Here is a 24,043-nt window from a genome sequence, read left to right on the forward strand (position 1 = left end):
TTATTTATAAAGCTAACCTGTAGAAATATCGGACTAAAAAAAGCTAACCTGTAGAAAGCACTGTGCTTCTACAGGTTAGGCAGTAAAAGATAGTTTCTAAATAGCGCATAGATAGCGCAACTACGTATAGATTAACAGTAACAAATCAAGGGTAACAATACTCGTTATTAGTCTGTCACTATGAAAAATTCTGGCTGAATGGGAGTTGTCAAAAATCAGCCCTAAAATCCGATAATATGTATAGTTTTTTGAGTTTTTTATACATATCCTTTTTATAGGCATAAAAAATCGGATTTTTTATGCCTATCGCTCAACCAACTTTTCTTCAATCATTTCAGTTAATAGCTCAGTCACTGTCTTTCGGTTATCAAGCGCAAACTTTTTGAATGCAATATACTTATCTTTGTCAATGTTAAAGTTTACTCGTGCCGTTTTTTGAGGACTATCGGTCACGTCTGACAAAGATAACTCATCTTTTACCTTCTTGCTGGGACGACCTGCTGCTAAGCTCATCATTTACTCCTTATCAAAGAATGTTTTAATTTCATTAACCAATGCTGTCATTTCTTGTACCGCATTACTATTCACTGACTCAGTATCAAACACGGTCTTGCCTAATGCTGCGCTATTTGGATAACTTACACGTTGCATAATTCTACTATCTAACACAGGTAGACCGTACTCTAGTAAAACTGAAGCCACATCCTTACCAATATTAGTATTCTGAATTGCCCTAGACACTACAAAGGCTGCTTTTAGTTTACCGTCAGTCATCTCTATACGCTGCTTTACTAAGTCTACTAAATCGCTAGTCGCCCAGACATCGTATGGGCTAGGCTGTACAGGAATTAATACAAAATCAGCCGCCTTAATTGCAGATAAAGCCAAACTAGTTGCTTGTGGTGAACCATCAATCACCACATACTCTTTATCAGAGACGTTTTTTAGATCTTTATCAAGCGTAGGTCTATCGAGACCTATCACTGGTACTGGATTATCTTCATCTACAGCTCGCCAATCCCGTGCACTGCCCTGCTGATCACTATCTACTAGCAATACACTATGTCCTTGCAGCTGCAAGCCACGAGCTAATTGAGTGGCAATAGTTGTCTTGCCACTGCCTCCTTTTTGATTCAACACAGCAATGACTTTCATAGAGCAATCCTAAGTTTGAGTATTTGAGTATTTGAGTATTTGAGTATTTGAGTATTTGAGTATTTGAGTATTTGAGTATTTGAGTATTTGAGTATTTGAGTATTTGAGTATTATTAAGACTTTACTCAATAGTTAGATGAATAGCAACATTTTTAAAAAATAACTATATCTTTGATATCGACTGAATTTCTATGTGAATAATATTCATAAAAATGCATAAATTTATCAAAGACTGAGATGCCCCAGTAAACTGACTGCTAACATATAAAGTGTAGCTATCAAGTATCAATATGAGCTACTAAAAGCAATACTTTAGCCGCTCATATTCGTTATAATCCGCTCACCAATCAAAAACCACTAATATGAATGAGGGAACCACTATGGTGAAGTGTCACTTATCGACCATCATGGGTGAAAGACGCCTTAAAATTGCCGATATCTCAAGAGATACTGGCATCAATCGTGGCACCATTACTCGCATGTATCATGAAGAAGCCACCCGCGTTGATCTAGATGTCATCGAGTCTTTATGTACTTATCTTAGAATCAATGTTGGTGATTTATACGAAATCATAAATGAGGACAGCAGTGAGTCACCAGCATAAATAACGTTGTCATGAGCTGTGATTGTCTTTAAACGAATAAAAAGACCTACAGAAGGTTATTTTCTCTTGCAATAGATTAAAATATAGGTATAATTTGACCTGTAGTAAGTCATTTTATTTATTATATGCATATAATGGTCTATAGGAGAATACCAATGAATAACAATCTATCTCGGCTCAATAGCTGCACATGGTTTAGTGAACAGACTAAAACGTTAGCCTCTCAGCTGTTATTAAGCTTACAAATACAGCAAGGCTTACAGCTGGCAACCCTACTTGGTGTTGACCCCATTCTTTATAATGATGAAGCGGTTTATGTCTGGGTGCAACGACAGCTAGATGACGGTCTTATCGTTGACGATCATGCGTTAAGCACCCTTGAAACTGCTTTTATAGAGTTGGTCACAGCTCACACTGACCAAGCAGCGTAATGGCTTTAGCTTATATTTACAGACTTCTTGTTTAACAAGAAACAATAATCCTTAAAGCCAGATAAAGTGTCATTATCTGGCTTCTTGATATAGACAAAGATAACGACAATCAAACAAGCTTTTTTCAGTCTTATATGTCTCAGAAGACGCACTTTTGGGCAATATGGCTTACTGTTACCATATGCCTTTACTCAGTCGGCTCTGCACGCGGCACCCCAGCTATTTTATAATAAACAAAGCCTCTCTCATCTCTCAAAACACTTTTGCTGTCTGCTCTAACGCACCAGCTGATTGCATCAGGCTGCGCTTCATTAACATCACAAGCCAAAATAATCTGCTGACTTTGAGCGTTATCAAATGCCTGCTTCCACCCCGTTTCAAGCTCATCGATGCCGCGCTGTAGCTCTGCTTGCTGGTATCTCATCTCTGCAATCTCATCAAAGCTTGGCACATACCAAAATACCAGGGCCACCAAACTTATTATCACAGCCATCGTACCCGCTGCGACAACGGCTGCAATCCTTTTAATACTCATAGTCTCAATGGACTTATGAATTTTGTCCAAGTCTTTACTAGCTCTACCCTCAACCTGCTCAATCCGCGTTTTGGTGGTGGTCTCAAAGGTCTCAATATCTTCAATAATCTGCTTATGACCAGCTTGGTACTGATTGGTGAATAGGGCTAGATTGTCAGCGCTTGCGCCAAGCTTGTCAGCCACCGCTTGCATGGTACTCACTTGTACCTCTATGCTGTCGTTTTTAGCAGTAACGACCGACTCTACAGCCGTATCAATCTGCTGTTTCATATCGGTGATGATGCCTGCTATTTTGTCATCATAACGACGCGGCATCTCATTGTCAGTAAAAGCAGTCACTGCCGCTTGTAGCTGCTTTAACACGAGTTCTTGATACTGACTCAATGCCTGCGAAGTCGTGCTTGCGCTACTACCTAATTCTTCAATGGCAGAAGACACCTCATTCACCTTGCTATCAATACCGCTAAGCGAACGCTCAAGCCGCCTCGCTACCGCATCATCGGCTCGCTTAATCAGCTCACGCAAGGCCCCAATGACCGGAGTCAATGAAGTCACTAGGTTAACAAGTTGATCGTGTATGTCTTGCTCAGTGCGGTCATTTTTATTCATAGTAAGTACTCATTATTGTAATCATCACAACTAAAATGGGCGTGGTGACGAGTAATGGCGCGCTTTTTCTTGAATAGCCTTGTCTATATCCAGCACTTGTGCGGCCAAGATTTGCGCTAAATTTTGCGTGCCCACGCGGATGTCAGGAATCTGCTCAAAACGCTCATTAAGCGCGTTTATAGTATCAATTTTATGACGGTCGCTAGAAAGCGTGCCGAGCGCTTGTAATAGTGTCTGTACCGACGTATCTCTGTCTATCATCACCCGTTCTGCATCCATGTCTCGCAAACGCTTTTGCAACGCGGTGACATTATCAGTATGCTGAAGCGTTTTTAAAACGAGGGCCTCAGCAGCTAACTTTTCAGCCGCCTCTATCACAGTGGCAGTAGTATCAATCGCTTTAAAGTCGATCTTATCAATACGGTCTTTAACCCGTACCAGCATATTATCAAACCTGCTCTGATACGCCTTGACTTCTGCCTGTCGGGTACGCGCAAGGGCAGTAGCATCTTGCTCTTTTTGTTGTTTTTCTTGCCGCCGCTTCTCTGCTTCCTCTCGCTCACGCCTAGCTTTGTTCTCAGTTTCGGCTTGCTCACGCGCTTTGTTGAGCTGGTATTGGAGCGCCATGGTACGAGTACGCCAGTCATCAAGCCGATCTGCGTTCAATTGAGTGGTCTTGGTACGGGTAATCTCATCGTATAAGTTATCATCTTGCACAATCACCGCTTCACTTTGATCAAGAAGGGCAATACGCTGCTCATAAAACGGCGATAGGCGCTGATAGGTTTTTTGACTGGTATTGATTTGCAGCTTTAATTGTTTGATGTCTTCATTATTGGCGGTTTTAAATGTCTTTACATCAGATGCAAGCATCTGCAAACGTGCCTCAGCGGTATCATCTATCTCTACCGCTTTAAGAGCACGCAGCGCCTCACGCTCTTGCTCAAGCGCTTTAAAACGCTCAACATCAAGATCTGCCAGTGCCGCGAACTTATGATAGGTGTCAAGGTTGCTCGTTACCTCGATCGCCTGCAAATCCTCAAACGCCTCGCGCCAGTGCTGCTGCAGCTCAGTTTTTTCAACATCAATCTCATCAAGCGATTTAAAGTCAGTAGCCAGCTTATTCAGCGTTGCGGCAAACGGTTTTAGGGTGGCCTTAAGCGCCTTATGATCATCAATAACTCGATTGTTAAGGGGAATAAGCTCTTTTAAAACCGTTTTATTGTTCAGCATCGTTTTATCAATCTGTGACAGCTGCTCTTCAAGGCGGCTAACAGCGCGGCCTGTTTGTAGGGTGTCATCTTGTCTAAATTGATCAACCAACACTAAAGCCGTTTTCAGTGCCTCACTTTGCTCTGTCGTATGTATTTTCTGGGCAAGCTCAATCATTTTTTGGCGGGGCTCGCTAAAATCCTGTCCCACCTCCTCGGTGAACCGCTGGGTACTCTTAATGTTTTTATCAATGGTAATAATCTGTTTAGACTGGTGCGCTAACTCTTCATGCAGCGCATCAATGGTTGAAAATAAGGCGCTGCGTACCATCTTTTTTTGACTCACAAAGTTGGCTGAGATTGCTAAAAGCTCATCAAGTGCGTGATCATTGGCCGCATCACTATGCGTCTGACTCTTATTTTTAGGAATAGCGGGTTCAAGTTCAGCGGCAGGATCTACAAAGCGGATATTACTGAGCTCAATTCGCGCAAAGGGTTTACGCTTTTTATAATGTATTGTGACGCCGTTAACCTCTTGTTCATTGCTTTCTAGGTCAATACGTCCCTTGTCGTCATACTCAATTACCAGACCATTTTTTTCAATGTAAGCATTGATCTCATCAATCGTCTCGTTGTACTCATGAATCACTGAACGATTGCCTTTGAGAATATCCTTATATAGTGACTTACCCAGTTTCATTTTTGGTAAACGACTGATGCCCAGCTCACGGTAGGATTTCTCACTAATGGTTTTATTCTCAGGCAGTAGCTCATTGGCCATATCCGCCCAAAGGGTGCGTTGATATTTAAGCTCATCGCCGCGCCCGTTTAACCCCTTAGATAAACGCTCCTCCGTTGACCACTGCAACCAATTCTTGCGTGCTGATAAAGCATAACCCTCAACATCCGCTACTATCTCACGGCTTGAGAGTAAAATATGGGCATGAAAGTTACGACTGGTCAGCTCAACCACTTCAACCTCCCCCACATGTTTCTCGTGACTGTGTGGCCGATGAATGGCTACATCGACAAGCACGTTATAGCGATCAGATAAGGTTTGAGCGTAGCGCTCGGCCAAAACTATACGCTGATCAGCGGTGATCCCATCAGGAAACATCACATCAATCTCAGTACCCAATTGAGCGTTTTTACGAGTCTCAATGCGTTCGATATCATTCCAAAAACCCTCACGTGTCACTGCTAGATCCCCAGCAAGAGTTGGCGTTATCAACGCCGTATGCATCACATTTTTCTCAATAACTTGCGTGTATTTAGTACCATCACTGTCCACTAAATTTAAGATTTTGTCTTTAGCTTTACTGGTGTAATCGTGGACGACTCCTGACTGCTCATCAGCCAGTTTTGAGCCAGAATTATAAGCCGACTTTGCCACCACGCTATGATTTTTCGCCCTACTAACGGCGCTAACTGACAGATGAAACCCTTTATTATTCATAGCAAAAAAACCCAACATTGAGAGATAATTTTTTGGGGGTTGTAGGGGGTTCGCCCCCTGCCGAACGACGGAGTTTATGTAAAAAAATAGCGCCCCTTGTGGGCCTTTTTTACATAAACTCCTAAGTTCGCTCTTAACAGAGGGTTAAAATACTACTGCGCCCACGAAACGATGTGGTCTTGTGTATTTTACTATCTTGCATACCTGTGTATGTACTGCTAGGATCAACTCTATCATAGTTGGCTAAAAAAGGATGAAGTAATGTCAGTAATATCAGATGATTTATTCGCAAATAAGATTAAGCAATTGCAGGCTCTTAAAAAAGAGATTGATCAGGACAGGCTTGAAGCACATAAAATATTGGGGGAGTGGTTGGCCAACGCATTAGACGATGATGACAATCATGAACTGCAAGCCATTTTTTTAGACGCACACGATAATGAAAAGTATGTCCGTTTGAAAAAGCACCGTGAGTTTTTAAAGTCAATTGCTCATAAGATGCAAGGTGAGGCTAAGATGGTATCAAGCAGTTTTACTTCGCATAAAGACAATCAAGACAGTGAGTACGGTTCATTGTTTGATGACAAATCAGCAGCGCAATAACTGTTACTGTTAGCAATAGCCTATTCATCCGTACAACTGAATCGTCTTCTAATTAGTAAAATGCTAGAAGGCGATTTTTAGCTGTTTTAAGCGCTTTAAAATATATTTAGCTATCAGTGTATAGAACAGAGCATAGAATGCGTATAAGGGTGCTTATTAGGCTTTCTAGCAACGATTTGAGATGTATTTACAGAGGTATCGATAATGGCTACTGAAAATGAAGACAAATTATCTACAAAAAATGCGACTGAAAACATGAAACCAGCTTTGTCCAAAATGACAGATGCAGACATTCAAAAGATCTTTGATCGTGCTTTTGAAGATTTCCAGAGGTCGACTCTTGATTCGGACTATGAAAGTGAGGATTAATATCAAGTAAGCGGACAACAGCTGGTTGAGCTACTAAATAATTTTAAAAGCAGTTGGTAGCTCATATTATTATTTCAAATTCGTCGGTTTTTTTGCCTATTTTCCTATTACTTAAAACAAAAATATATTTCTTATTTTTTAATAATTTTTAAAAGCTTTTGTCCTGAAGGTGAAAATCGGCGCAGACACTTACTTCACTTGGTCTACAGCGGAAAAATATTTTTATATAGTGGAAGTTTAGGCGGTTAAAGGTGGAAGTTTAAGCGGTTAAAGGTGGAAGTTTAAGCGGTTAAAGGTGGAAGTTTAAGCGGTATTAGTGGAAAGTAAATTTGTAAATTCCACTAATATTGTTTATTATTCACCATAAGCATTAATCTAGCGAAATATTACGATATGAATAAAAATGAGATGGCACAGTTCCAAAATAACCTACGAGAGTTTATAGGCGAGTCTTATACGGTCAAAGTAGATAAAAATTTAAGCGAACAAGAGCGCGATGAACTTACCGCTCATGTAAGAAGGACAGTGGGTGATAATGATGCCACTATCCTTATTATTGAACCTGTCATAGAATCAAAATTTGATTTTAATTTTGATTTGATTACCTCAGACGTTAAAGAAATCAAACCATTACAGAATGTCAGTCAAGTTGAGAGTAAGCCCAAACCAATTTACAGTGACAAATGGCTGGTGATGCAAAACCGTTTATTAAATGCCATTTCAGATTTGGACTTGAATGAGCGGCGTCTGATTATGTTTTTATCGCCCTTAGTACGTAAGCATGTAGAAAAAGACCCTGATGCCAGAAAACGAATGTTTGTGGTTAATGCGCTAGAGTTTGCCCGTGAATATAATTTAGGCAAAAAAAGTATTTACCGTACCTTGGCAGAAGTTGCTAATAGCATGCTGCACAAAGCATTCTTTTTTTGGAACTTTAAGAATAATGAACGGACGCATAGAACTGGAGTGTCTTGGCTTGTTCAGTGCGAATATAAGGAAAACGAGGGACAGTTAGAAATTATACTGGCCGATACAGTGATTGAGATGCTATCAGTATTCGATCGTGAAAATCCATTTACCAAATGGGAGCGACATTGGATTATTAATCTTGGTAGTTATGGCATGATTTTATTTGAGCTGATTGCCAGTTGTATGTTCCAAAAATACAAAGAAAAGGCGTATACCGTTGACTATTTACGTGAAAAATTTAATTGCGTTGATAGCTATGGTAGGAATATTGATTTCAAACGTTATGTATTAGATAAAGCTATCAGTGATATTCATACGCACACGCCTTACCGTATAACCTACGCTCAAAAGAAAAAAGGGCGGGTGGTGAGTGAGATTGTGTTTAGTTTTGAAGATAGCAGTCAAGCCAAGGTAGAGGCTAAGCAGTCAAAAGCATTGAAGAGTGATCTGAATCCTTTTTCAATTAAAGGTCTAAGCGACGCACAATTAAAGCGCATTGTTCTGAATAAAGAATTTATAGCCAATTATAACCATCTGGTCAGCTCCACCAGTCTAGCAGGCCAAAATGAGGCAGAGTGGGCAATTGAGATGGTCAAAAGACTAAAGACGGATTCTTCAGTTTTCAATAAATGTCCTATTCGTGATTATTTAGAATATACGTAGACTGACAAAAACATCCTATTGCTGGGTGGTTAGGTGCTAGCCTTGGCAGTATTAAGACACTATTATTCTCTAAAAAAACCAGCGCTAATCATTAATAAATGATAATAATGCGCTAGAGGAGTACTTAATTGATTGTTAGCCATAATCTAACGATTATGACCTCAAGATTGCTTGAGGTTTTTTTATATCTTATATTGTATCATGTTGTATATTGTATTATACTATATACAACATGATACAAACGCTACATATTTACTCATACAAAATTAAGGACAATAATTGTGGCCATTACTACACAGCAAATTCATGCTACCGCTGATCAACTGCACGAACAAGATATCAAACCTACTTTAGCAGAAGTGCGTAAGGCGCTGGGTGGTGGATCATTTACGACCATCAGTGAAGCCATGAAGTCTTGGCGTCAGGATAACCAACAAGAAGAGCAGCTAAGACAGGTTGAGCTACCAAGTGGCATTGCTGAACGTTTACAAACGCTTGGCGCGGATATGTGGCAAACGGCCATTGATATTGCCAATGATCGTCTGGTTAGAGAACGGGAGGCTCTAGAGAATATTAAAACCAAGTTGCAAGCTGAGACAGACGAGGCTCAAGACGCGGTTAAGACACTAGAGAGTGAGCAGACTGATTTGTTAGAACAGCTCGATGAGGTCACAGCAACTGCAGAGGCAACGGCTATCACCGCGGCTCAAGTGACTGCTGAACGGGATATGCTGACGCAAACACTCAGTGATACTCAGCACCAGCTGGAGCTTGAACGAGCTAAAACAGCTGCAGCTCAGGCTCAACTTGCTGACCTGCGTAGCAGCTTTGATCAACAGTCAAAAGAGCTGAGTGCCAACATATCGAAGGTGGCCACGCTTGAAGCCACTGCTAATAGCGATAAAGCAGAGATCACACGTGTGAAGACAGAGCTTGAAGCAGTCAAGGTTGAGCTAAAAACAGTGACTACTGAGCACAACCAAATAATGAACCTTACAGCAGAGGTAAAAGGAGAATTAAAAGCGATAACCGCTGAACGTAATAAGTTATCAGGGATCAATGAGCAGCTGACTCAAAAGCAAGCTAAGATTGAAGCAAATCATCAGCTACTGATTAAGCAACACGACACGTTAAATCATGAGAGAACTTTGCTTAGTACAGAGTACACTGCATTGAGTGAGCGGTATGATGAGCTTTCAGTTAACTATCAATCAGAACAGGAAAAGAGTAGCTCATTGACTGCAGAGATTAAAAAGATGCGAGAGACAATTAACACTAAAAGTATCAGTTAAACTTAGTAATAGAGGCCTATTAACAATAACTAAGTCAATCCCGTTCTATTCACACTAAGCTTATGAATCAACCATGACAATGTCGACTCACTGAATAAATGATGGTTGTATAATAAATATTCTAAATTTTTCTCTAGATTCTTATAGTATATAGCCTAAGTGAAAATTATGCTGATTTTGGAGCCTTGAGCAGATTTCAAGGAACACTCACCCTAAAGCAATTATGAGTATAATAATAATGCTCACAAACACTTTAGTGCATCCCTTGAATTTGATGTGATTAGTCATGCCGACTTCATCGCCCATCGCGTCATCAAGACCGTATCACTGTATCAAGCTACGGCTGTTATGATTACGGCTGATAGCACCGCCTAGACACGCTCATAACCGCTACTGTACTGTCATACGCTAGCAAGGGCGTTCGCCCAATGTACCGCTACGATATGCACAAGTAACCACTCATTGCGTTGCTCTGATCCTTTGTCTAGTCACCCCTGTAGGGAGCTCACCCTTATGTCAAACGCAGTCGTCACCGAGGCCTGCCACCCATTTGACGGGTAACGGGTACAGAGAGAGCAACACGAAAATGTAACGAGCGAACAAGCAGTTTTTAAAATGTATAGCAAATAGAGTTGATATGAGAGCAGATTTTGGATAAAATGACCCTAAACGGGCATTTAATGCTGTTCAAATAACGCAGTCTGTGTGCTTATTTGTTCGTTACAGGGTGTTGACGCACACTGTAACCGTTATCTACATTTAAAACTAAATGCCTCTGGGAGTCAACTCCCAGAGGCATTTTTTTGTTTGTCATACAGATTAGGTTTTTAATATCTGATTCTTCGTTAAATTGCTTAGGCTTTTTTTGTCGTCATTTAGCGTAAGCATTTCAATTATTTTGAAGTTAGCAATTAGTACTTAGTACATTCTCACAAGACGTTAAGTTTCTGACAATACTGAGGTAGTTTACTATTAAGACCGCCTTAGTCGTCAGATGCAAGGTTTTACACGCGCTGTTAAGAAGCGGTAAATCATCTTTCTGAGAGAATACGATAATTAAAAGACAAACTTACACTCCTGAGATTAAAGAACGCGCCGTTCGCATGCTGATTGAAGCATTAAACGATTACACCTTTATGTGGTCATGTCATAAAAAGCGCACTAATGAAACTATACTAACCAACATTCAAGACTAAGCTACACATACTAAAGAGCTTGAACATGAGAACAAGAAGCTTACGTAAGCCAGTTAGATTACAGTAAAATCCGCTTTTTTCGCCCAAGGAGAGATAGGACACACAATCAAGTTGTGGCTCAGTTTATTGATAAAAATAAGTGTGTCTACGGTATTAGAGCAATATTGACTGTGCAATATAGAAAATATGCAATAAACTTATTTTCTACCTTTAATAAAATGCAGCAACCTAAACAAGGGTAAATTATGAGTAATTCAGATAACCACAGTCATCAAGCTCCAAACCCTAAAGATATGAATAAAGCTTTTTATATTGGGATTGGTCTAAATTCTGCATTTACGCTCATCGAGTTTATAGTGGGCTACTCAACTAATTCATTAGCTTTAATCGCAGACGCTAGCCACAACTTAAGTGATGTTGCCAGTTTAATAATCTCGTTAATTGGAATGAAATTAGCACAGAAAGCATCTACTACGCTTTATACCTATGGCTACAAAAAAGCTTCTATAATGGCGTCTCTTATTAACGCCATATTGTTAGTTACAATAGTTATAGGTATTGCGTATGAGGCCTTGGGTCGATTTGATACCATACCGGAAGTTGCAGGAAAAGTTATTATTATTACAGCTCTAATAGGCGTATTTATAAATACTGTTTCTGCTTTTGCATTCTACAAAGGTCAAAAAGACGATATTAATGTCAAAGGTGCTTTCTTGCATCTAATGGTAGATGCATTGGTCTCTGTAGGTGTCGTTATCTCGGGCATTATTATTTACTATACAAGTTGGAATATCGTTGATCCTCTAGTTAGCTTGATTATTTCAGTCGTTATACTGTTATCGACTTGGGGTCTACTAAAAGAGAGTATCAAGCTTGCTATCGACGGAGTACCTCAAAATGTTGATCTCAGTAAAATCACTGCTATCTTAGAGAGCTATAATTTTATTCAAAACTTTCATCATTTACATATCTGGGCTTTGAGTACCACTGAGAATGCTCTTACAGTTCATATTGTACCGAAGACCGATATAACGTTTGAAGAGACTATTACTATGAAAGAAAACATCAAGGAAGATTTGGCGCATCAGAATATACAACATGCAACTATTGAATTTGGTACTAAGGCAGATGACAATCAAAAATCGCGTGCATTAAATGAAAGTATCAACTAAAAGATGATAGACCGTATATAGCTATCTCTTTTTAAGTATGAGGCGCGTGCCTTATGTCAACATAATTTTTTCAATCAGTTCTTATGTGATCAATAGTTTAAAACTTTTATATTTACGTGCGTTAGGACGTTACCTAGAAAAAATAAAAAACTTACGCTGATTAAATTATTATGATTAAGTTTACTATTACCCTCGTCTTCTAAGTGTGGTTAGACCTTTGCCAAAATAGCTTATTAGTAATAACAGGGTTATTATTATCAAGATAGGATAATTTCCCATAAGCATAAAGGGCGTGTTACCAACCCGTGCCTGTATCTCACCACGTAGTACAGTACGCTCAAACTGCGGTGCGCGTTTTACAATACGACCTTTATGGTTAATGATAGCGGTAACACCAGTATTGGTCGCTCGAATAAACCAGCGCCCGTTCTCAAGCGCGCGCATTTGTACCATTTGCAAATGTTGCAATGGTCCTGCTGAAGTGCCAAACCAGGCATCGTTAGAGACGGTCAACAAAAAGTCAGTATCGATGGCATTTTTACGCGTGGTATCTGGATAAGCTACCTCATAACAGATAGCCGTCCCTATATTGTGTTCACGCACCTTTAGCGGTGACTGCTGATCACTACCACGACTATAGCTCTTAATATCCTGACTACCGGCCAAACTTGGGAAAATATCGAGCACGCCTTCAAATGGAATATACTCTCCAAAAGGCACTAGACGCTGCTTCTTGTATAGGCCTTCCGCTTCTACACCTCGAGCAATCACGCTATTGTAAAATGGGGGATACTTATCCGTACTGGCATTGAATGCCGCTTTATCCTTATAAGGGATACCAGTTATCCATGTCGTATTGGTCGCATTGGCCATTTCTATCATTTCACTAATAAAGCCCGCAGCCTCATCCTGAAACATCGGAATAGATGATTCAGGCCACACCACCACATCACGTCCCCACTCAGTGCGCGTTAACTTCGCATAAATCTTTAGCGTTTCTACTTGATATTGCGTCAGCCACTTTATATCTTGTGAAATATTACCTTGAATCAATGACACTGACAGATCAGGTGTGCCCTTAGGTTTTGTCCATTGCGGATTGACCAGCCATAATGATGTGCTAATGGCTAATAACAGTACAGAAACGACGGCATAACTACTGCGTCGAAGCAGTAGCTCTACTAAACTTGCAGCCAATAGTATGGCAACAAAAGAGACGGCAAAAACACCAGCAACGGGTGCTAAGGACGATAACCAATACTCTTCAGTAAATGCATAACCAACAAACAGCCACGGAAAGCCTGTGAATAACCAAGTTTTTAACCATTCTTGTAGCACCCAAAGAGCAGCAAATGAAAAGGGTTGTTTGCCTACCATACGGTTAAAGACTAGTGCTAAAAATCCATGAAACAGTCCCATACCGAGACCCATCAATCCAATCATAATCAATGCGAGCCACGTTGGAGTATCGCTATAATCATGGATGGCAGTATAGAGCCAAAAGCCGCCGACGCACCATAGCCCCATACCGTAAGCTTCACCGATAATAAAAGCGCGACGACCACTCATATTTGGTACCAACAGCGCATATAAAATCGCTGGTGACACTATTGCTAGCGGCCAGAACCCATGAGGCGCTAGCGCAAATAAAAAAATAGCCCCTGCAAGCCATGCTGCTACTAGCGTAAACCATAGCGGTAATTGATTTGAGTGAGTACTCAAACGCTTTTGTAGATTAATAGTAGACAGGCGCATCGCAAATTATCCAAAATTATGAGTTTTGAATTTTTAGTCAAAATCCAAAACTCGGATAGACCTGTTAATACTACAGGCAGCATTTCAAAATGAAAACTGCTTATGATACCAGTCCGCACTGCTCAATGGATAAATTTACGTACTCCGTTTGATGGGTTATTATGCTACATTACCAAACGATATGAAGTGTTACTTGACCTTCTATAGCTCACAATATCTACAGTACATGAGAGAGCACTATGACCCCCTTAAAAATAAAATCCAGTCTTATATTCAATCGTTATCTGTCTAAGGGGTTGCGTAGTACGTTAGTATTACTTGCCGCCTCATCACTATTTGCTTGTAGCCAACCGAGTAGTGGCGTATCTGATGCAAGCACAACATCGGCATCAACTGAAGATGTAGTGACTGTTCCGAAGACAGCTGAACCAAACGTTATAAATACTCCTATGATGACATCAGTAAGTAAACCAGACCTACTAAAAAACGTCTCAGCCACTGTCTATAAAGATGCCAATTGCGGCTGCTGTAAAGAATGGATAAGTCATGCAGAAGATAATGGTCTAAGTGCAACCGCGCAAGATGTTGCGGACTTAGCCGTATTTAAAGAGCGCTACAGCGTTCCAAATGAAATGCGTTCTTGCCATACTGTAGTCACTACTGATGGTTACGTCTTTGAAGGTCATGTACCCGCTAAATATATGGCGCAGTTTTTAGAAAATCCGCCAGTACAAGCTATGGGTCTTGCCGTACCTGGCATGCCTGTTGGTAGCCCGGGTATGGAGTATCAAAATAAATTCATGCCCTATCAGGTTATGCAACTCAATAAAGACGGGACGACCCAAGTTTATGCTGATATTGAATCGGTAGAGCAGCAATTATAGTGTGTTAGCAGTTAAGAATACTTTGATTATAGTGTTAGCGTTAAAAGCGAATGAAGCAAGTATAAGACTGTTCTATTGCTTATAAAATGATTCTTCATCAAAAAATTCATTAGCTATTGCGACTTTAAAATTAAAAATAACTTTGAATTTGTAACTTTTGATGACAATGTAAGCGGATTTATCGGTTATTAACCCTTAAAATAGATAAATAACTAAGGGTTAATACAAGAATATACAGGATGTATCGAAACAATTACGTAATATTACATAAGCCAGTAGGGAATTAACATCTATATTAATATTATAAATTATTATATTATCTTAATAATTAGTTAGACCCTATATAGGGTAATTACTTCATCCAATAGAAAAACGTCTGAGGGTTAAATCTAAATTATAGATTTAACCCTCAGACGTTTTTTTGCTTATAAAACAGTAGAAATTGTGGTCAATCTAGTCAGCTATATTCTGTACATGTTACACAAACTTACATTGTAAAATGTGGGATATTAGCAATTTTTTCGACATCAAAAAAGTATTTTTGGGGTTTTTAAGGGGGATGACAGGCTAAACAGCCTATGCTAAAGTCGGCTTTGTGTTTTGGTCAGCAGCTTGATTTGTAACAGCTTCGTAAGACTTCAATGAGCTGTGATCGCCAATAATCATTTTTTATATGAATAATATGCAGCAGAAGTATCAGTCACTATGACATATATATACTTGAGTTATTGAGATTTAATTGACTGCGCTGTTGTTGATAACAGACGATTTTGAATTAACCGTAGGTATTAGATTTATGAAACAGGCTTTATTGATTTTGTCAGTACTGGGTATGGGCATAGCACAAACGAGTGGTGCTGCTATCACAATCTCTCAAACAAATAATACCATCACCAATACTTCTGTGGCATCAAACTACGGTTCATCAAAAAACATCTATAGCACCAAAAGTGGTGCTTATGTTTCTAATAATGATGAAATTAGTCAAGCTATTAGCAACCTAAGTGCGCAGGCTAAGCAAAAAGAGAATCAGCTTTCATCGCTGAACAGCCGCTTATACGCTGAAAAACAACAGCAGCAAGTCAATACAGTTCCTGACAGCAATTCAGCCCCCGCTATCGCTGCTGCTCGCGCCTCAAAAGTGGCTTTATCTGGCAGCTCTGGATATTGTGCCCGTTACGTACGTAAAGCACTACAATCAGCTGGTTATGAATTTACACCCAATCCTTCAGCCTATCAGTACGCCACTCGTGGCACGCTTGATAAAGCAGGTTTTAGCAAAATCAGTAATGATATGCCAACCCAAGTAGGTGATGTTATTGTCTATGATCGCTCATCAAAGCGCCCGCATGGCCATATCCAAATATTTGATGGCGAAAATTGGATTTCTGATTTCCGTCAGAACAGCATCAGCCCATACAGTGGTGTCTATGCTTATACGACATGGCGCGATTCAAAATACGTGGATGACGCATCCGCATCAGATCGTAATATCTACCTTGCTATGAATGATAAATAAGACTTTCTAAGTCAGCACAACATAGTTGTTATTTCCTCCAACCCAGTAGTGATCTTAATATCATTGCTGGGTTTTTTTGTGCTTAACATCAGGGCGTATTTAACCTTTCATGATTTGATCCGTCAGAAATGAACACTACTGATATCATTACTCATGACAGGAGTTATCGACAAGCGCGTTTAAAATGCCACATGATGACGCTGGTGCACTACTTGCACATTTCTGGCGCAAAACGGTCAAGTGATGCTTTAAGTGCATCAGTTCTTCCATTCGTATTTCCACAGCATGAATGTGCTCATCTAGCAAGTTATTCACATCGCCGCAGTCCTTGTCAGGCGACTCCCAGTATTCAAGTAAGATTCGCACATCATCTAAAGCCATATCGAGCGTACGGCAATGTAGGATAAATTGTAGACGCTCAATGTGCTCTTCATTATATAAACGATAATTCCCTTCGCTACGAAAAGGCTCGGGTAATAAACGCTCTTTTTCATAATAGCGAATGGTTTCTACTGTGGCACCTGTGCGTTTAGCGAGCTCACCAATTTTGATTGTCATAACAACCTCTATGATTTAAATAATTAAAGTGGCTGTAAAGACTAGCGCTAGAGAAATTAAAATTACGAAACTGTAGATAAATAACCTTGACTCTAAAGCCACTATAGGGTTCATAATATCATTATTCAAAGGGTAAATTATTATGAAATATCATATTGAAGGTATGGACTGTGCCAGTTGCATCGGCAAGATTGAAACAGCTTTGAAACGTATGCCTGGGGTTTCTGATGTTCAGCTGAATTTCGCTACAGAAACGCTAGAGCTAAATTTAGCCCCTGGTGCGCCGACTCAGGCTAGTGATATCGAAAAAACAATCAAAAGCCTAGGGTTCGGCATCTCTGCCAATACTGGTCAACAAACTGTATCGGCTATTGATATTGACAGCGACAATCAGATGGCTCCGCAGGATAAGCAATGGTGGCAAACTCAAAAAGGCAAACAGGTTGTTGGCCTCGGTATTTTGATGGGCAGCGCTTATGCACTGTCACTACTGTTGCCCGCTTATGGGATATGGGTGTTTGCCATCGCTGTGATTGTAGGCGTTTTTCCATTTGCGCGCAAAGCCTTAGCACTGGCTAAAACAGGTTCATTCTTTTCAATTGAAACGCTGATGTCCGTCGCCGTGCTTGGCGCACTTATCATTGGTGAAGCTGAAGAGGCCGCAGCAGTTGTCTTTTTGTTCTCAATCGGTGAACTGTTTGAGAGTATCGCTGCTGATCGCGCTCGCGCTGGCATCAGAGCCTTATCATCGCTGGTTCCGAAAAGTGCAATTTTACTTGATGCTCAAGGTGGGCAGCGTAACGTTCCAGCGACTTCATTACAAGTGAATGACCTTGTGCTGGTGCGTCCTGGAGATAGGGTATCTGCTGATGGTTCCATTGTTCAAGGTGCGTCCAGCCTTGATGATTCGCCCGTGACGGGAGAGTCTGTTCCTGTTGCCAAGACGATGGGTGACAATGTATTTGCAGGGTCAATTAACATCGATGGTGTGCTCCAAGTGCGCGTAGAAAAGACAGCCGCCGATAACACCATTTCGCGCATTATTGAGCTGGTAGAGCAAGCCCAAGCCTCCAAAGCACCCACTGCCCGTTTTATTGAGAAATTCAGTCGCTATTACACACCGGCAGTGATGGCTATTGCCGCACTAATTATTATCATTCCACCGTTAGCCATGGGTGGAGATTGGTCGACTTGGTTGTATCGCGGTCTAGCACTGTTGCTGATTGCCTGTCCCTGTGCTCTTGTACTATCAACACCCGCTGCCATCGCCTCTGGTCTTGCTGTTGGTGCGCGCCGTGGCTTGCTGATCAAAGGCGGTAGTGCTTTAGAAACTATCGGCCAAGTGAAGACGGTCGCTTTTGACAAGACAGGCACTTTAACTGAAGGCAAACCACGCGTGACCGATGTTGTTGCCTTTACACAAGAGGACTCAAGTATTCAAGGTCAGAATTCTCAAGGTCAAGATGAGATATTGGCACTTTTTGCCAGTGTGGAGACTGGTTCTAGTCACCCACTTGCTGAAGCCATTGTCAGCCATGCTGAAGCCGCTAAAGTTGTTATACCTGTGGCTTCCAAAGCTTCTGCTACTGCGGGTAAAGCGGTACACGCAACTGTCGCGGAGCGCGCGCTAGCTATCGGTTCGCCTGTTTACGCAGCCGATGAGGCATTGATTTCATCCACACAACAGGCGCAAATTGAGGCGCTGCAAAATGAGGGTAAGACCGTCTCTGTTCTTTTCGATGAGCAAAACCGTGAAGTGCTTGGATTAATCGCGCTAAGAGACGAATTACGAGACGACGCTCATGAAGGTGTGGCTCAGCTCAAAGCGATGGGTGTGCGCTCCGTCATGCTAACAGGCGACAACCGCTTAACCGCTCAAGCACTTGCCAGTAATTTAGACGTGGAATGGGAAGCTGAGCTGTTGCCTGAGGACAAACTGCGCCTGCTTAACGAGATGAAGAACAACCGCAAAATAGCGATGGTTGGTGATGGTATTAACGATGCGCCAGCGCTAGCAACTGCCGATGTTGGCATCGCGATGGGTGGTGGTACCGATGTGGCCATTGAGACGGCCGATATCGCATTATTAAAAAGTCGTGTTACGGATATGGCTCATCTCATCGCACTTTCACGTGCCACCATGCGCAACATTCATCAGAACGTCATTTTCGCTTTGGGTCTCAAAGGCGTCTTTCTGATCACGACCGTATTCGGCATTACTGGACTATGGATTGCGGTTCTAGCTGATGCTGGAGCAACAGTGCTCGTTACTCTTAATGCGTTACGTTTACTGCGCTTTAAGGGAGCGCCTCCACTGGTAAATCCGCCTAAAGTAGTTAAATAAAACCCTTCGAAATCAATTAAAAACTAGAGATAGCAGCAGATTTCGGGGGTGGGTTCTAATAATAAAAATTCCACCGCCACAGTAAACTGCAACCGCATTAGAGTAAATAAGGTTAGACCGTATGTTGATTACAGAATTGGGCTATTTTGCCTTGCTTACCGCTTTTGTATTGGCGTTATTGCAGGTAATTCTGCCAACTATTGGTGTTATTCATAACCAAGTTGCTTGGCAACGACTAGCCCCTAGCTTAGCTTGGGCACAGTTTGCCGCCATGATAACGTCATTTGGCGCTTTGATAGCAGGTTTTTATTATAATGATTTTAGCCTCAGTTACGTCGCGCAGCATTCCAATACGCTGTTGCCTTGGTACTATAAGTTATCGGCGACATGGGGCGGACACGAGGGCTCTTTGCTGCTATGGATGACCATCATGGCCACATGGTGTGCACTGGTATCATACTTTAGTCGCGGCTTGCCGTTATCAATGCGTGCGCGGGTATTAGTTATTTTGGCCGGTGTACAGTTAATGATGCTAACGATGCTGATATTTACCTCGTCACCGTTTGAGCGTACCTTACCCAATCTAGCGGTCGATGGCGCTGATTTAAATCCTGTCCTACAAGATTTCGGTCTGATTATTCATCCGCCCATGTTATATATGGGCTATGTGGGTATGGTAGTACCTTTTGCATTTTGTATGGCGGCATTGTGGGAAGGGCGTTTAGATGCTGCTTGGACACGCTGGTCACGTCCATGGGCGCTCGCGGCTTGGGGGTTTTTGACCATTGGTATTGCACTGGGCTCGTGGTGGGCCTACTACGAGCTTGGCTGGGGCGGTTGGTGGTTTTGGGATCCGGTAGAGAATGCCTCGTTTATGCCTTGGCTTGTCGGCTTAGCATTGCTGCATTCATTAGCAGTCACTGAAAAGCGCGGGGTGTTTAAAGCATGGACCATTATGCTGGCTATTTTCGCCTTTGCCTTAAGCTTGCTTGGCACGTTCCTGGTACGCTCTGGAGTCCTTACCTCAGTGCATTCGTTTGCCGCTGATCCGACGCGTGGTTTGGTTATCTTAGCTATTCTTGGCATTATCATCGGTAGTGGTCTATTAATGTTTGCCGTTCGAGGTTGGCGTTTAACCGTTGAAAGTCAATATCAGCTGATTTCACGTGAGTCCTTTTTAGTGATCAACAACGCCATCATTTTGATTGCAACCTTAGTGGTGCTGCTCGGCACCCTTTACCCTATTATCGCTGATGCCTTTGGTTTAGGACAAGTGTCCGTTGGCCCTCCTTATTTTAATGCATTATTTGTACCTTTAACGTGGCTGTTATTAATAGCTATGGGTATGGGCTCAAATATTCGCTGGAAAAAAGACACCCGTCCACTACTGGGTATAGGCATGGTCATCGCCGTTAGTAGCTTAGTATTAGCTGCCATTATTACTTACTTTGTTAATCCATCGTCTATGCTTAATATTGGTGTGACTTTAGCCGTTAGCTTTTGGGCACTGCTATGGATGGCAGTTGATTTTAAAGATAAAACTAAGAATGCGCCTAATCTTTTTAACGGTTTGCGGCAGTTGCGTCTGAGCTATTGGGGTCAACAGACTGCTCATATTGGCGTATTGGTTGCTGTCATTGGCATAGCCTTTACTAGTAGCCTGAGTATTGAGCGTGACGTAGCAATGGGTATTGGCGATACAGTCAATGTTCAAGGTTACGATTTTGAAGTAACTGAATTTTTTGAAATAAAGGGTAGTAACTTTGATGCAACGCAAGCGCAAGTCGTGGTATCCAAAGACGGTCGTGAAGTGGCGAAACTGACTCCAGAAAAGCGTACTTATATTATCAGCACGATGCCAACGACTGAAGCCGCTATTGACCCCAGTCTTATGCGCGATGTTTATGTCGCACTGGGCGAACCTATTGCCGATGGTAGTAACCAATGGGCATTAAGGATTTATGTAAAACCATTAATTCGCTGGATTTGGTTAGGGGCAATTATCATGGCTCTAGGTGGATTAATTAGTATGCTTGATAAACGATACCGCATCAAAAAAGTTAAAGCTCCGTTGCTAGTTACTGGTAGTTTGGCTACTGATGGAGTCAATGAGGTAGCTATTGAGCAGGCAATCTCAGCATCGACGATGTCGACACTAAAGGAGAAATAAATGACTATGTCGAATAACACTCCTGAGCAAAAAGATAGCCAAAACAGTAAGCAGCGTAACCCAAAGGCAATGAAAAAAAAGCAGATGAAGCTATGGTTCTTAATTCCGCTTATCCTCTTTTTTGGTTTGGTAGTTATATTGTACATGCGCTTAGGTAAACCAACAGACATTGTGACCAATACCGCTCTTGAGCGTCCGGTTCCTGCCTTTGAGCTGCCGTTATTAGCAGATACTACCCGTACTATCACCAATAATAATTTGCCAGATAAGCCGTTTTTACTTAATGTTTGGGGCTCGTGGTGCCCAACTTGCATTATTGAGCATCCGTTTTTAATGCAACTAGAAGAGCGCGGCATTGATATCGTTGGTGTGAATTATAAGGATGAGATTGGTAATGCGCTCAGTTACTTAAACCAAGGCGGTGATCCATTTTCTATGTCTATTCAGGATTCATTGGGTCAGTTTGCTCTAGACTTAGGCATAACTGGTGCGCCCGAAACCTTTGTTGTGGATGGAGATGGCATCATTCGTCAGCATATTGTTGGTGAGATTAATGAAGCCAATTGGCAACAGCGTGTTAAGCCGTGCCTGACCGTACTTAATGAGGCTAATAAGAACAACGATAGTCCTGATCTCATTCAGGTTGAGGAGATGTGCAAATGAACGTTACTCGAATAAGAGCTCCTCAAATAAAACTCAATATAATTTTAAAACTAGCAAGCTTAATACTAGCGTGTCTGCTTAACATGACGGCAAACGCAGCTATTGACGTATACGATTTTGATTCACCACAGCAAGAAGCTCAGTATCGTGGATTAATAGAAGAGTTTCGCTGCCCAAAATGCCAAAATCAAAACCTTGCAGCCTCTGATGCACCGATTGCACAGGATCTAAAGCAAAAAGTCTATGATTTAATTAAAGATAGACGTAGTGATGCTGAAATACGCGCCTATATGCAAGAGCGCTACGGTGACTTTATTAGCTACAAGCCGCCTATGCGACCATCGACATGGATCCTATGGTTTTTTCCACCACTATTATTGCTCGTCTTAATTGTTGGTTGGTTTTGGCAAAGTAAACGCCGCCAAGTTGTCGCCCGTGGCCAAAACGGCGTTACAGTGAACAGTACTGCTGCCTTGACCTCTGCGGAAAAGGCTGAGCTTGATCGTCTATTATCGCAAGCTGAGAATGTCGACCACGATATTACTAGCATAGAGGACAAAAAATGACTCTATTTTCTACTTTTGGCTTATTTGTAGCTCTAAGCTTGCTGATTGCTCTTATATTTGCGCTAATTGCTATTATGCCATGGCTACGAGCACCGCGTTTGCAGTCCAAACCAATAGACAATCAACTGCTAGATATTAATGTTGCAGTATTTCGCGAACGTTTAGCTGAGCTACAAACAGATAAAGACAGCGGTACTATTAATAATAGCCATTATCAAAATCAAAAGCTGGAACTGGAGCGTCAGCTATTAGATGCGCAGCGTCAGATAACACCTATGGTCACCCCTGATGTCAAAAGCCGTTTAATTGTCGCAGCTTGGATCCCAATATTGGCTGCAATGGCGTACTTACTAATAGGCAATCGTACGCCCGTGTTTGATTTGTGGACAAGCGAGGACAAAGTAGGACAAGTGGCTGATGACCTATTGACGGCTAAGATTGATAAGCCACCAAAGTGGGCGACTGAAAACGGTCGTCAGTTGATTAGCGCTATGCAGACCAACGTCCATCGTAACGCTGATGATCCTAATCGCTGGATGCGCCTATCTGAACTTTTCTTATCGATGGAGGCGACTGACTCTGCGTTAGAAGCCTTATCGCGTGCCTATCGTTTAGCACCTGATAACGAGGAGATTGCTACTACTTATGCTCAGACTAGTTTTTTTGTTAATGAAGGTCAGTTAGACGCCAATATTCGCCGTCTATTACAAGCTATATTAGCTAAGAATCCGCAGCATGAACGGGCTCAAATGCTCATGGCAATGGGTGAGACTCGTAGTAGTAACTTTGCCCAAGCGCAAGGTTGGATTAAACGCTTACAAGGCAGCATTGTGGCCAAACCAGGTGATCATACTAAAGCTTTAGCAAGCTTAGATGAGTTAAGCAACTACGTTAGCACGCAAGAAAAGCAAGCGCTAGAAGGTATTGACGTGACAGTGAAAATTAACGCTAATTTATTACCGTTAGTGAAAGCTGATGATGTGTTGTTTGTTGCGATACGTGACGTTAAAGGAGGTCCACCGTTTGCCGCCAAACGTTTACCCATTAGTATTATCAAGCAAGGTGAGGCTAGTATCCGCTTAAGTAATCTTGATGCGATGATGCCAGATCGCACGTTAAATTCAGCTCGTAGTGACAAAACTCAGTTAGCAGTCGTTGCTCGTATTAGTCATAGCGGTAATGCCATAGCAGAATCAGGCGACTTATCGGGTAATCCTATAATGATTAGCGTTGAACAGACTCAGGTTAATGTTGAAATCAATCAACAGATTCCCTAATAAAAAATTATTACCGTAAGTTTCATAAAACCAGAGCGGTA

General features: G+C 41.6%; 20 protein-coding genes. 14 read left to right on the top strand and 6 right to left on the bottom strand.

Annotated features, from left to right (window positions below):
* Positions 1-303: 303 nt before the first annotated feature.
* Positions 304-516, bottom strand: coding sequence for a hypothetical protein (locus JMX96_RS13295; RefSeq protein WP_156410677.1), 213 nt, complete (start codon positions 514-516; stop codon positions 304-306).
* Positions 517-1,155, bottom strand: a complete 639-nt coding sequence (gene parA, locus JMX96_RS13300) for a ParA family partition ATPase (protein WP_057758778.1) — start codon at positions 1,153-1,155, stop codon at positions 517-519.
* A gap of 380 nt (positions 1,156-1,535) precedes the next feature.
* Here parA and JMX96_RS13305 point away from each other — a divergent pair, with 380 nt between their 5' ends.
* On the top strand, positions 1,536-1,760 hold the full coding sequence (locus tag JMX96_RS13305; protein ID WP_057758779.1) for a helix-turn-helix domain-containing protein: 225 nt from the start codon (positions 1,536-1,538) through the stop codon (positions 1,758-1,760).
* Between the two features lie 155 nt (positions 1,761-1,915).
* Positions 1,916-2,191 carry a hypothetical protein gene (locus JMX96_RS13310; RefSeq protein ID WP_057758781.1) on the top strand — a complete coding sequence of 92 codons (276 nt, stop codon included), beginning with the start codon at positions 1,916-1,918 and terminating at the stop codon, positions 2,189-2,191.
* A gap of 187 nt (positions 2,192-2,378) precedes the next feature.
* On the opposite strand, the gene JMX96_RS13315 is transcribed toward JMX96_RS13310, so the two are convergent.
* Both JMX96_RS13315 and JMX96_RS13320 read right to left on the bottom strand, forming a co-directional pair.
* Positions 2,379-3,335 (bottom strand): hypothetical protein, encoded by a 957-nt coding sequence (locus JMX96_RS13315; RefSeq protein ID WP_201569629.1) that lies wholly within the window; start codon positions 3,333-3,335, stop codon positions 2,379-2,381.
* A 30-nt stretch (positions 3,336-3,365) separates the two neighbouring features.
* Complete coding sequence (locus JMX96_RS13320; protein WP_201569631.1) at positions 3,366-6,002, bottom strand: MobA/MobL family protein; 2,637 nt, start codon at positions 6,000-6,002, stop codon at positions 3,366-3,368.
* Between the two features lie 261 nt (positions 6,003-6,263).
* Between JMX96_RS13320 and JMX96_RS13325 the strand changes: the two genes are divergently transcribed.
* The 5 genes from JMX96_RS13325 to JMX96_RS13345 all read left to right on the top strand — a co-directional run bounded on the left by JMX96_RS13325 (position 6,264) and on the right by JMX96_RS13345 (position 12,266).
* Positions 6,264-6,605 (top strand): hypothetical protein, encoded by a 342-nt coding sequence (locus JMX96_RS13325; RefSeq protein WP_201569633.1) that lies wholly within the window; start codon positions 6,264-6,266, stop codon positions 6,603-6,605.
* 204 nt (positions 6,606-6,809) lie between these two features.
* Positions 6,810-6,974 carry a hypothetical protein gene (locus JMX96_RS13330; protein WP_201569635.1) on the top strand — a complete coding sequence of 55 codons (165 nt, stop codon included), beginning with the start codon at positions 6,810-6,812 and terminating at the stop codon, positions 6,972-6,974.
* 393 nt (positions 6,975-7,367) lie between these two features.
* On the top strand, positions 7,368-8,606 hold the full coding sequence (locus JMX96_RS13335; RefSeq protein WP_201569637.1) for a replication initiation protein: 1,239 nt from the start codon (positions 7,368-7,370) through the stop codon (positions 8,604-8,606).
* Between the two features lie 281 nt (positions 8,607-8,887).
* On the top strand, positions 8,888-9,898 hold the full coding sequence (locus JMX96_RS13340; RefSeq protein ID WP_201569639.1) for a DNA-binding protein: 1,011 nt from the start codon (positions 8,888-8,890) through the stop codon (positions 9,896-9,898).
* Between the two features lie 1,441 nt (positions 9,899-11,339).
* Positions 11,340-12,266, top strand: a complete 927-nt coding sequence (locus JMX96_RS13345) for a cation diffusion facilitator family transporter (RefSeq protein WP_201569641.1) — start codon at positions 11,340-11,342, stop codon at positions 12,264-12,266.
* 186 nt (positions 12,267-12,452) lie between these two features.
* On the opposite strand, the gene lnt is transcribed toward JMX96_RS13345, so the two are convergent.
* Positions 12,453-14,021 carry an apolipoprotein N-acyltransferase gene (gene lnt, locus JMX96_RS13350; protein WP_068039556.1) on the bottom strand — a complete coding sequence of 523 codons (1,569 nt, stop codon included), beginning with the start codon at positions 14,019-14,021 and terminating at the stop codon, positions 12,453-12,455.
* Positions 14,022-14,260: 239 nt separating this feature from the next.
* Between lnt and JMX96_RS13355 the strand changes: the two genes are divergently transcribed.
* Together JMX96_RS13355 and JMX96_RS13360 are read left to right on the top strand one after the other, a co-directional pair.
* Positions 14,261-14,905 carry a DUF411 domain-containing protein gene (locus JMX96_RS13355; protein ID WP_082787298.1) on the top strand — a complete coding sequence of 215 codons (645 nt, stop codon included), beginning with the start codon at positions 14,261-14,263 and terminating at the stop codon, positions 14,903-14,905.
* Between the two features lie 796 nt (positions 14,906-15,701).
* A complete protein-coding gene (locus JMX96_RS13360; RefSeq protein ID WP_201569643.1) occupies positions 15,702-16,424 on the top strand; it encodes a CHAP domain-containing protein in 723 nt (240 codons plus the stop codon).
* Positions 16,425-16,571: 147 nt separating this feature from the next.
* On the opposite strand, the gene cadR is transcribed toward JMX96_RS13360, so the two are convergent.
* Positions 16,572-16,982 carry a Cd(II)/Pb(II)-responsive transcriptional regulator gene (gene cadR, locus JMX96_RS13365; protein ID WP_007394845.1) on the bottom strand — a complete coding sequence of 137 codons (411 nt, stop codon included), beginning with the start codon at positions 16,980-16,982 and terminating at the stop codon, positions 16,572-16,574.
* Between the two features lie 142 nt (positions 16,983-17,124).
* Here cadR and JMX96_RS13370 point away from each other — a divergent pair, with 142 nt between their 5' ends.
* From JMX96_RS13370 to ccmI, 5 genes are all read left to right on the top strand, one after another.
* Complete coding sequence (locus tag JMX96_RS13370) at positions 17,125-19,326, top strand: heavy metal translocating P-type ATPase (RefSeq protein WP_102083145.1); 2,202 nt, start codon at positions 17,125-17,127, stop codon at positions 19,324-19,326.
* Positions 19,327-19,447: 121 nt separating this feature from the next.
* Entirely contained in the window at positions 19,448-21,496 is a 2,049-nt protein-coding gene (locus JMX96_RS13375) for a heme lyase CcmF/NrfE family subunit (RefSeq protein WP_114701930.1), read from the top strand.
* Positions 21,497-22,159 (top strand): DsbE family thiol:disulfide interchange protein, encoded by a 663-nt coding sequence (locus JMX96_RS13380; protein WP_114701929.1) that lies wholly within the window; start codon positions 21,497-21,499, stop codon positions 22,157-22,159. It abuts the gene before it with no gap.
* 83 nt (positions 22,160-22,242) lie between these two features.
* Positions 22,243-22,725 (top strand): cytochrome c-type biogenesis protein, encoded by a 483-nt coding sequence (locus JMX96_RS13385; RefSeq protein WP_371532842.1) that lies wholly within the window; start codon positions 22,243-22,245, stop codon positions 22,723-22,725.
* The gene (gene ccmI / locus JMX96_RS13390; protein WP_114701928.1) at positions 22,722-24,002 is read left to right on the top strand and encodes a c-type cytochrome biogenesis protein CcmI; all 1,281 of its coding nucleotides are present in this window, start codon (positions 22,722-22,724) and stop codon (positions 24,000-24,002) included. Before JMX96_RS13385 ends, ccmI begins: the two co-directional genes overlap by 4 nt.
* Positions 24,003-24,043: the final 41 nt, after the last annotated feature.

The sequence above is a fragment of the Psychrobacter sp. JCM 18900 genome, from assembly GCF_904846625.1.
In the GTDB taxonomy this organism is placed as follows: Bacteria; Pseudomonadota; Gammaproteobacteria; order Pseudomonadales; family Moraxellaceae; genus Psychrobacter.

Bases quoted from the DNA above. Each gene is read 5' to 3' on its own strand.
- JMX96_RS13375 (WP_114701930.1), top strand. From the start codon at position 19,448: ATGTTGATTACAGAATTGGGCTATTTTGCCTTGCTTACCGCTTTTGTA.
- parA (WP_057758778.1), bottom strand. From the start codon at position 1,155: ATGAAAGTCATTGCTGTGTTGAATCAAAAAGGAGGCAGTGGCAAGACA.
- JMX96_RS13360 (WP_201569643.1), top strand. From the start codon at position 15,702: ATGAAACAGGCTTTATTGATTTTGTCAGTACTGGGTATGGGCATAGCA.
- JMX96_RS13305 (WP_057758779.1), top strand. From the start codon at position 1,536: ATGGTGAAGTGTCACTTATCGACCATCATGGGTGAAAGACGCCTTAAA.
- JMX96_RS13295 (WP_156410677.1), bottom strand. From the start codon at position 516: ATGATGAGCTTAGCAGCAGGTCGTCCCAGCAAGAAGGTAAAAGATGAG.
- JMX96_RS13355 (WP_082787298.1), top strand. From the start codon at position 14,261: ATGACCCCCTTAAAAATAAAATCCAGTCTTATATTCAATCGTTATCTG.
- JMX96_RS13315 (WP_201569629.1), bottom strand. From the start codon at position 3,335: ATGAATAAAAATGACCGCACTGAGCAAGACATACACGATCAACTTGTT.
- JMX96_RS13380 (WP_114701929.1), top strand. From the start codon at position 21,497: ATGACTATGTCGAATAACACTCCTGAGCAAAAAGATAGCCAAAACAGT.
- JMX96_RS13335 (WP_201569637.1), top strand. From the start codon at position 7,368: ATGAATAAAAATGAGATGGCACAGTTCCAAAATAACCTACGAGAGTTT.
- JMX96_RS13385 (WP_371532842.1), top strand. From the start codon at position 22,243: ATGACGGCAAACGCAGCTATTGACGTATACGATTTTGATTCACCACAG.
- JMX96_RS13320 (WP_201569631.1), bottom strand. From the start codon at position 6,002: ATGAATAATAAAGGGTTTCATCTGTCAGTTAGCGCCGTTAGTAGGGCG.
- lnt (WP_068039556.1), bottom strand. From the start codon at position 14,021: ATGCGCCTGTCTACTATTAATCTACAAAAGCGTTTGAGTACTCACTCA.
- JMX96_RS13325 (WP_201569633.1), top strand. From the start codon at position 6,264: ATGTCAGTAATATCAGATGATTTATTCGCAAATAAGATTAAGCAATTG.
- JMX96_RS13310 (WP_057758781.1), top strand. From the start codon at position 1,916: ATGAATAACAATCTATCTCGGCTCAATAGCTGCACATGGTTTAGTGAA.
- JMX96_RS13330 (WP_201569635.1), top strand. From the start codon at position 6,810: ATGGCTACTGAAAATGAAGACAAATTATCTACAAAAAATGCGACTGAA.
- ccmI (WP_114701928.1), top strand. From the start codon at position 22,722: ATGACTCTATTTTCTACTTTTGGCTTATTTGTAGCTCTAAGCTTGCTG.
- cadR (WP_007394845.1), bottom strand. From the start codon at position 16,982: ATGACAATCAAAATTGGTGAGCTCGCTAAACGCACAGGTGCCACAGTA.
- JMX96_RS13370 (WP_102083145.1), top strand. From the start codon at position 17,125: ATGAAATATCATATTGAAGGTATGGACTGTGCCAGTTGCATCGGCAAG.
- JMX96_RS13345 (WP_201569641.1), top strand. From the start codon at position 11,340: ATGAGTAATTCAGATAACCACAGTCATCAAGCTCCAAACCCTAAAGAT.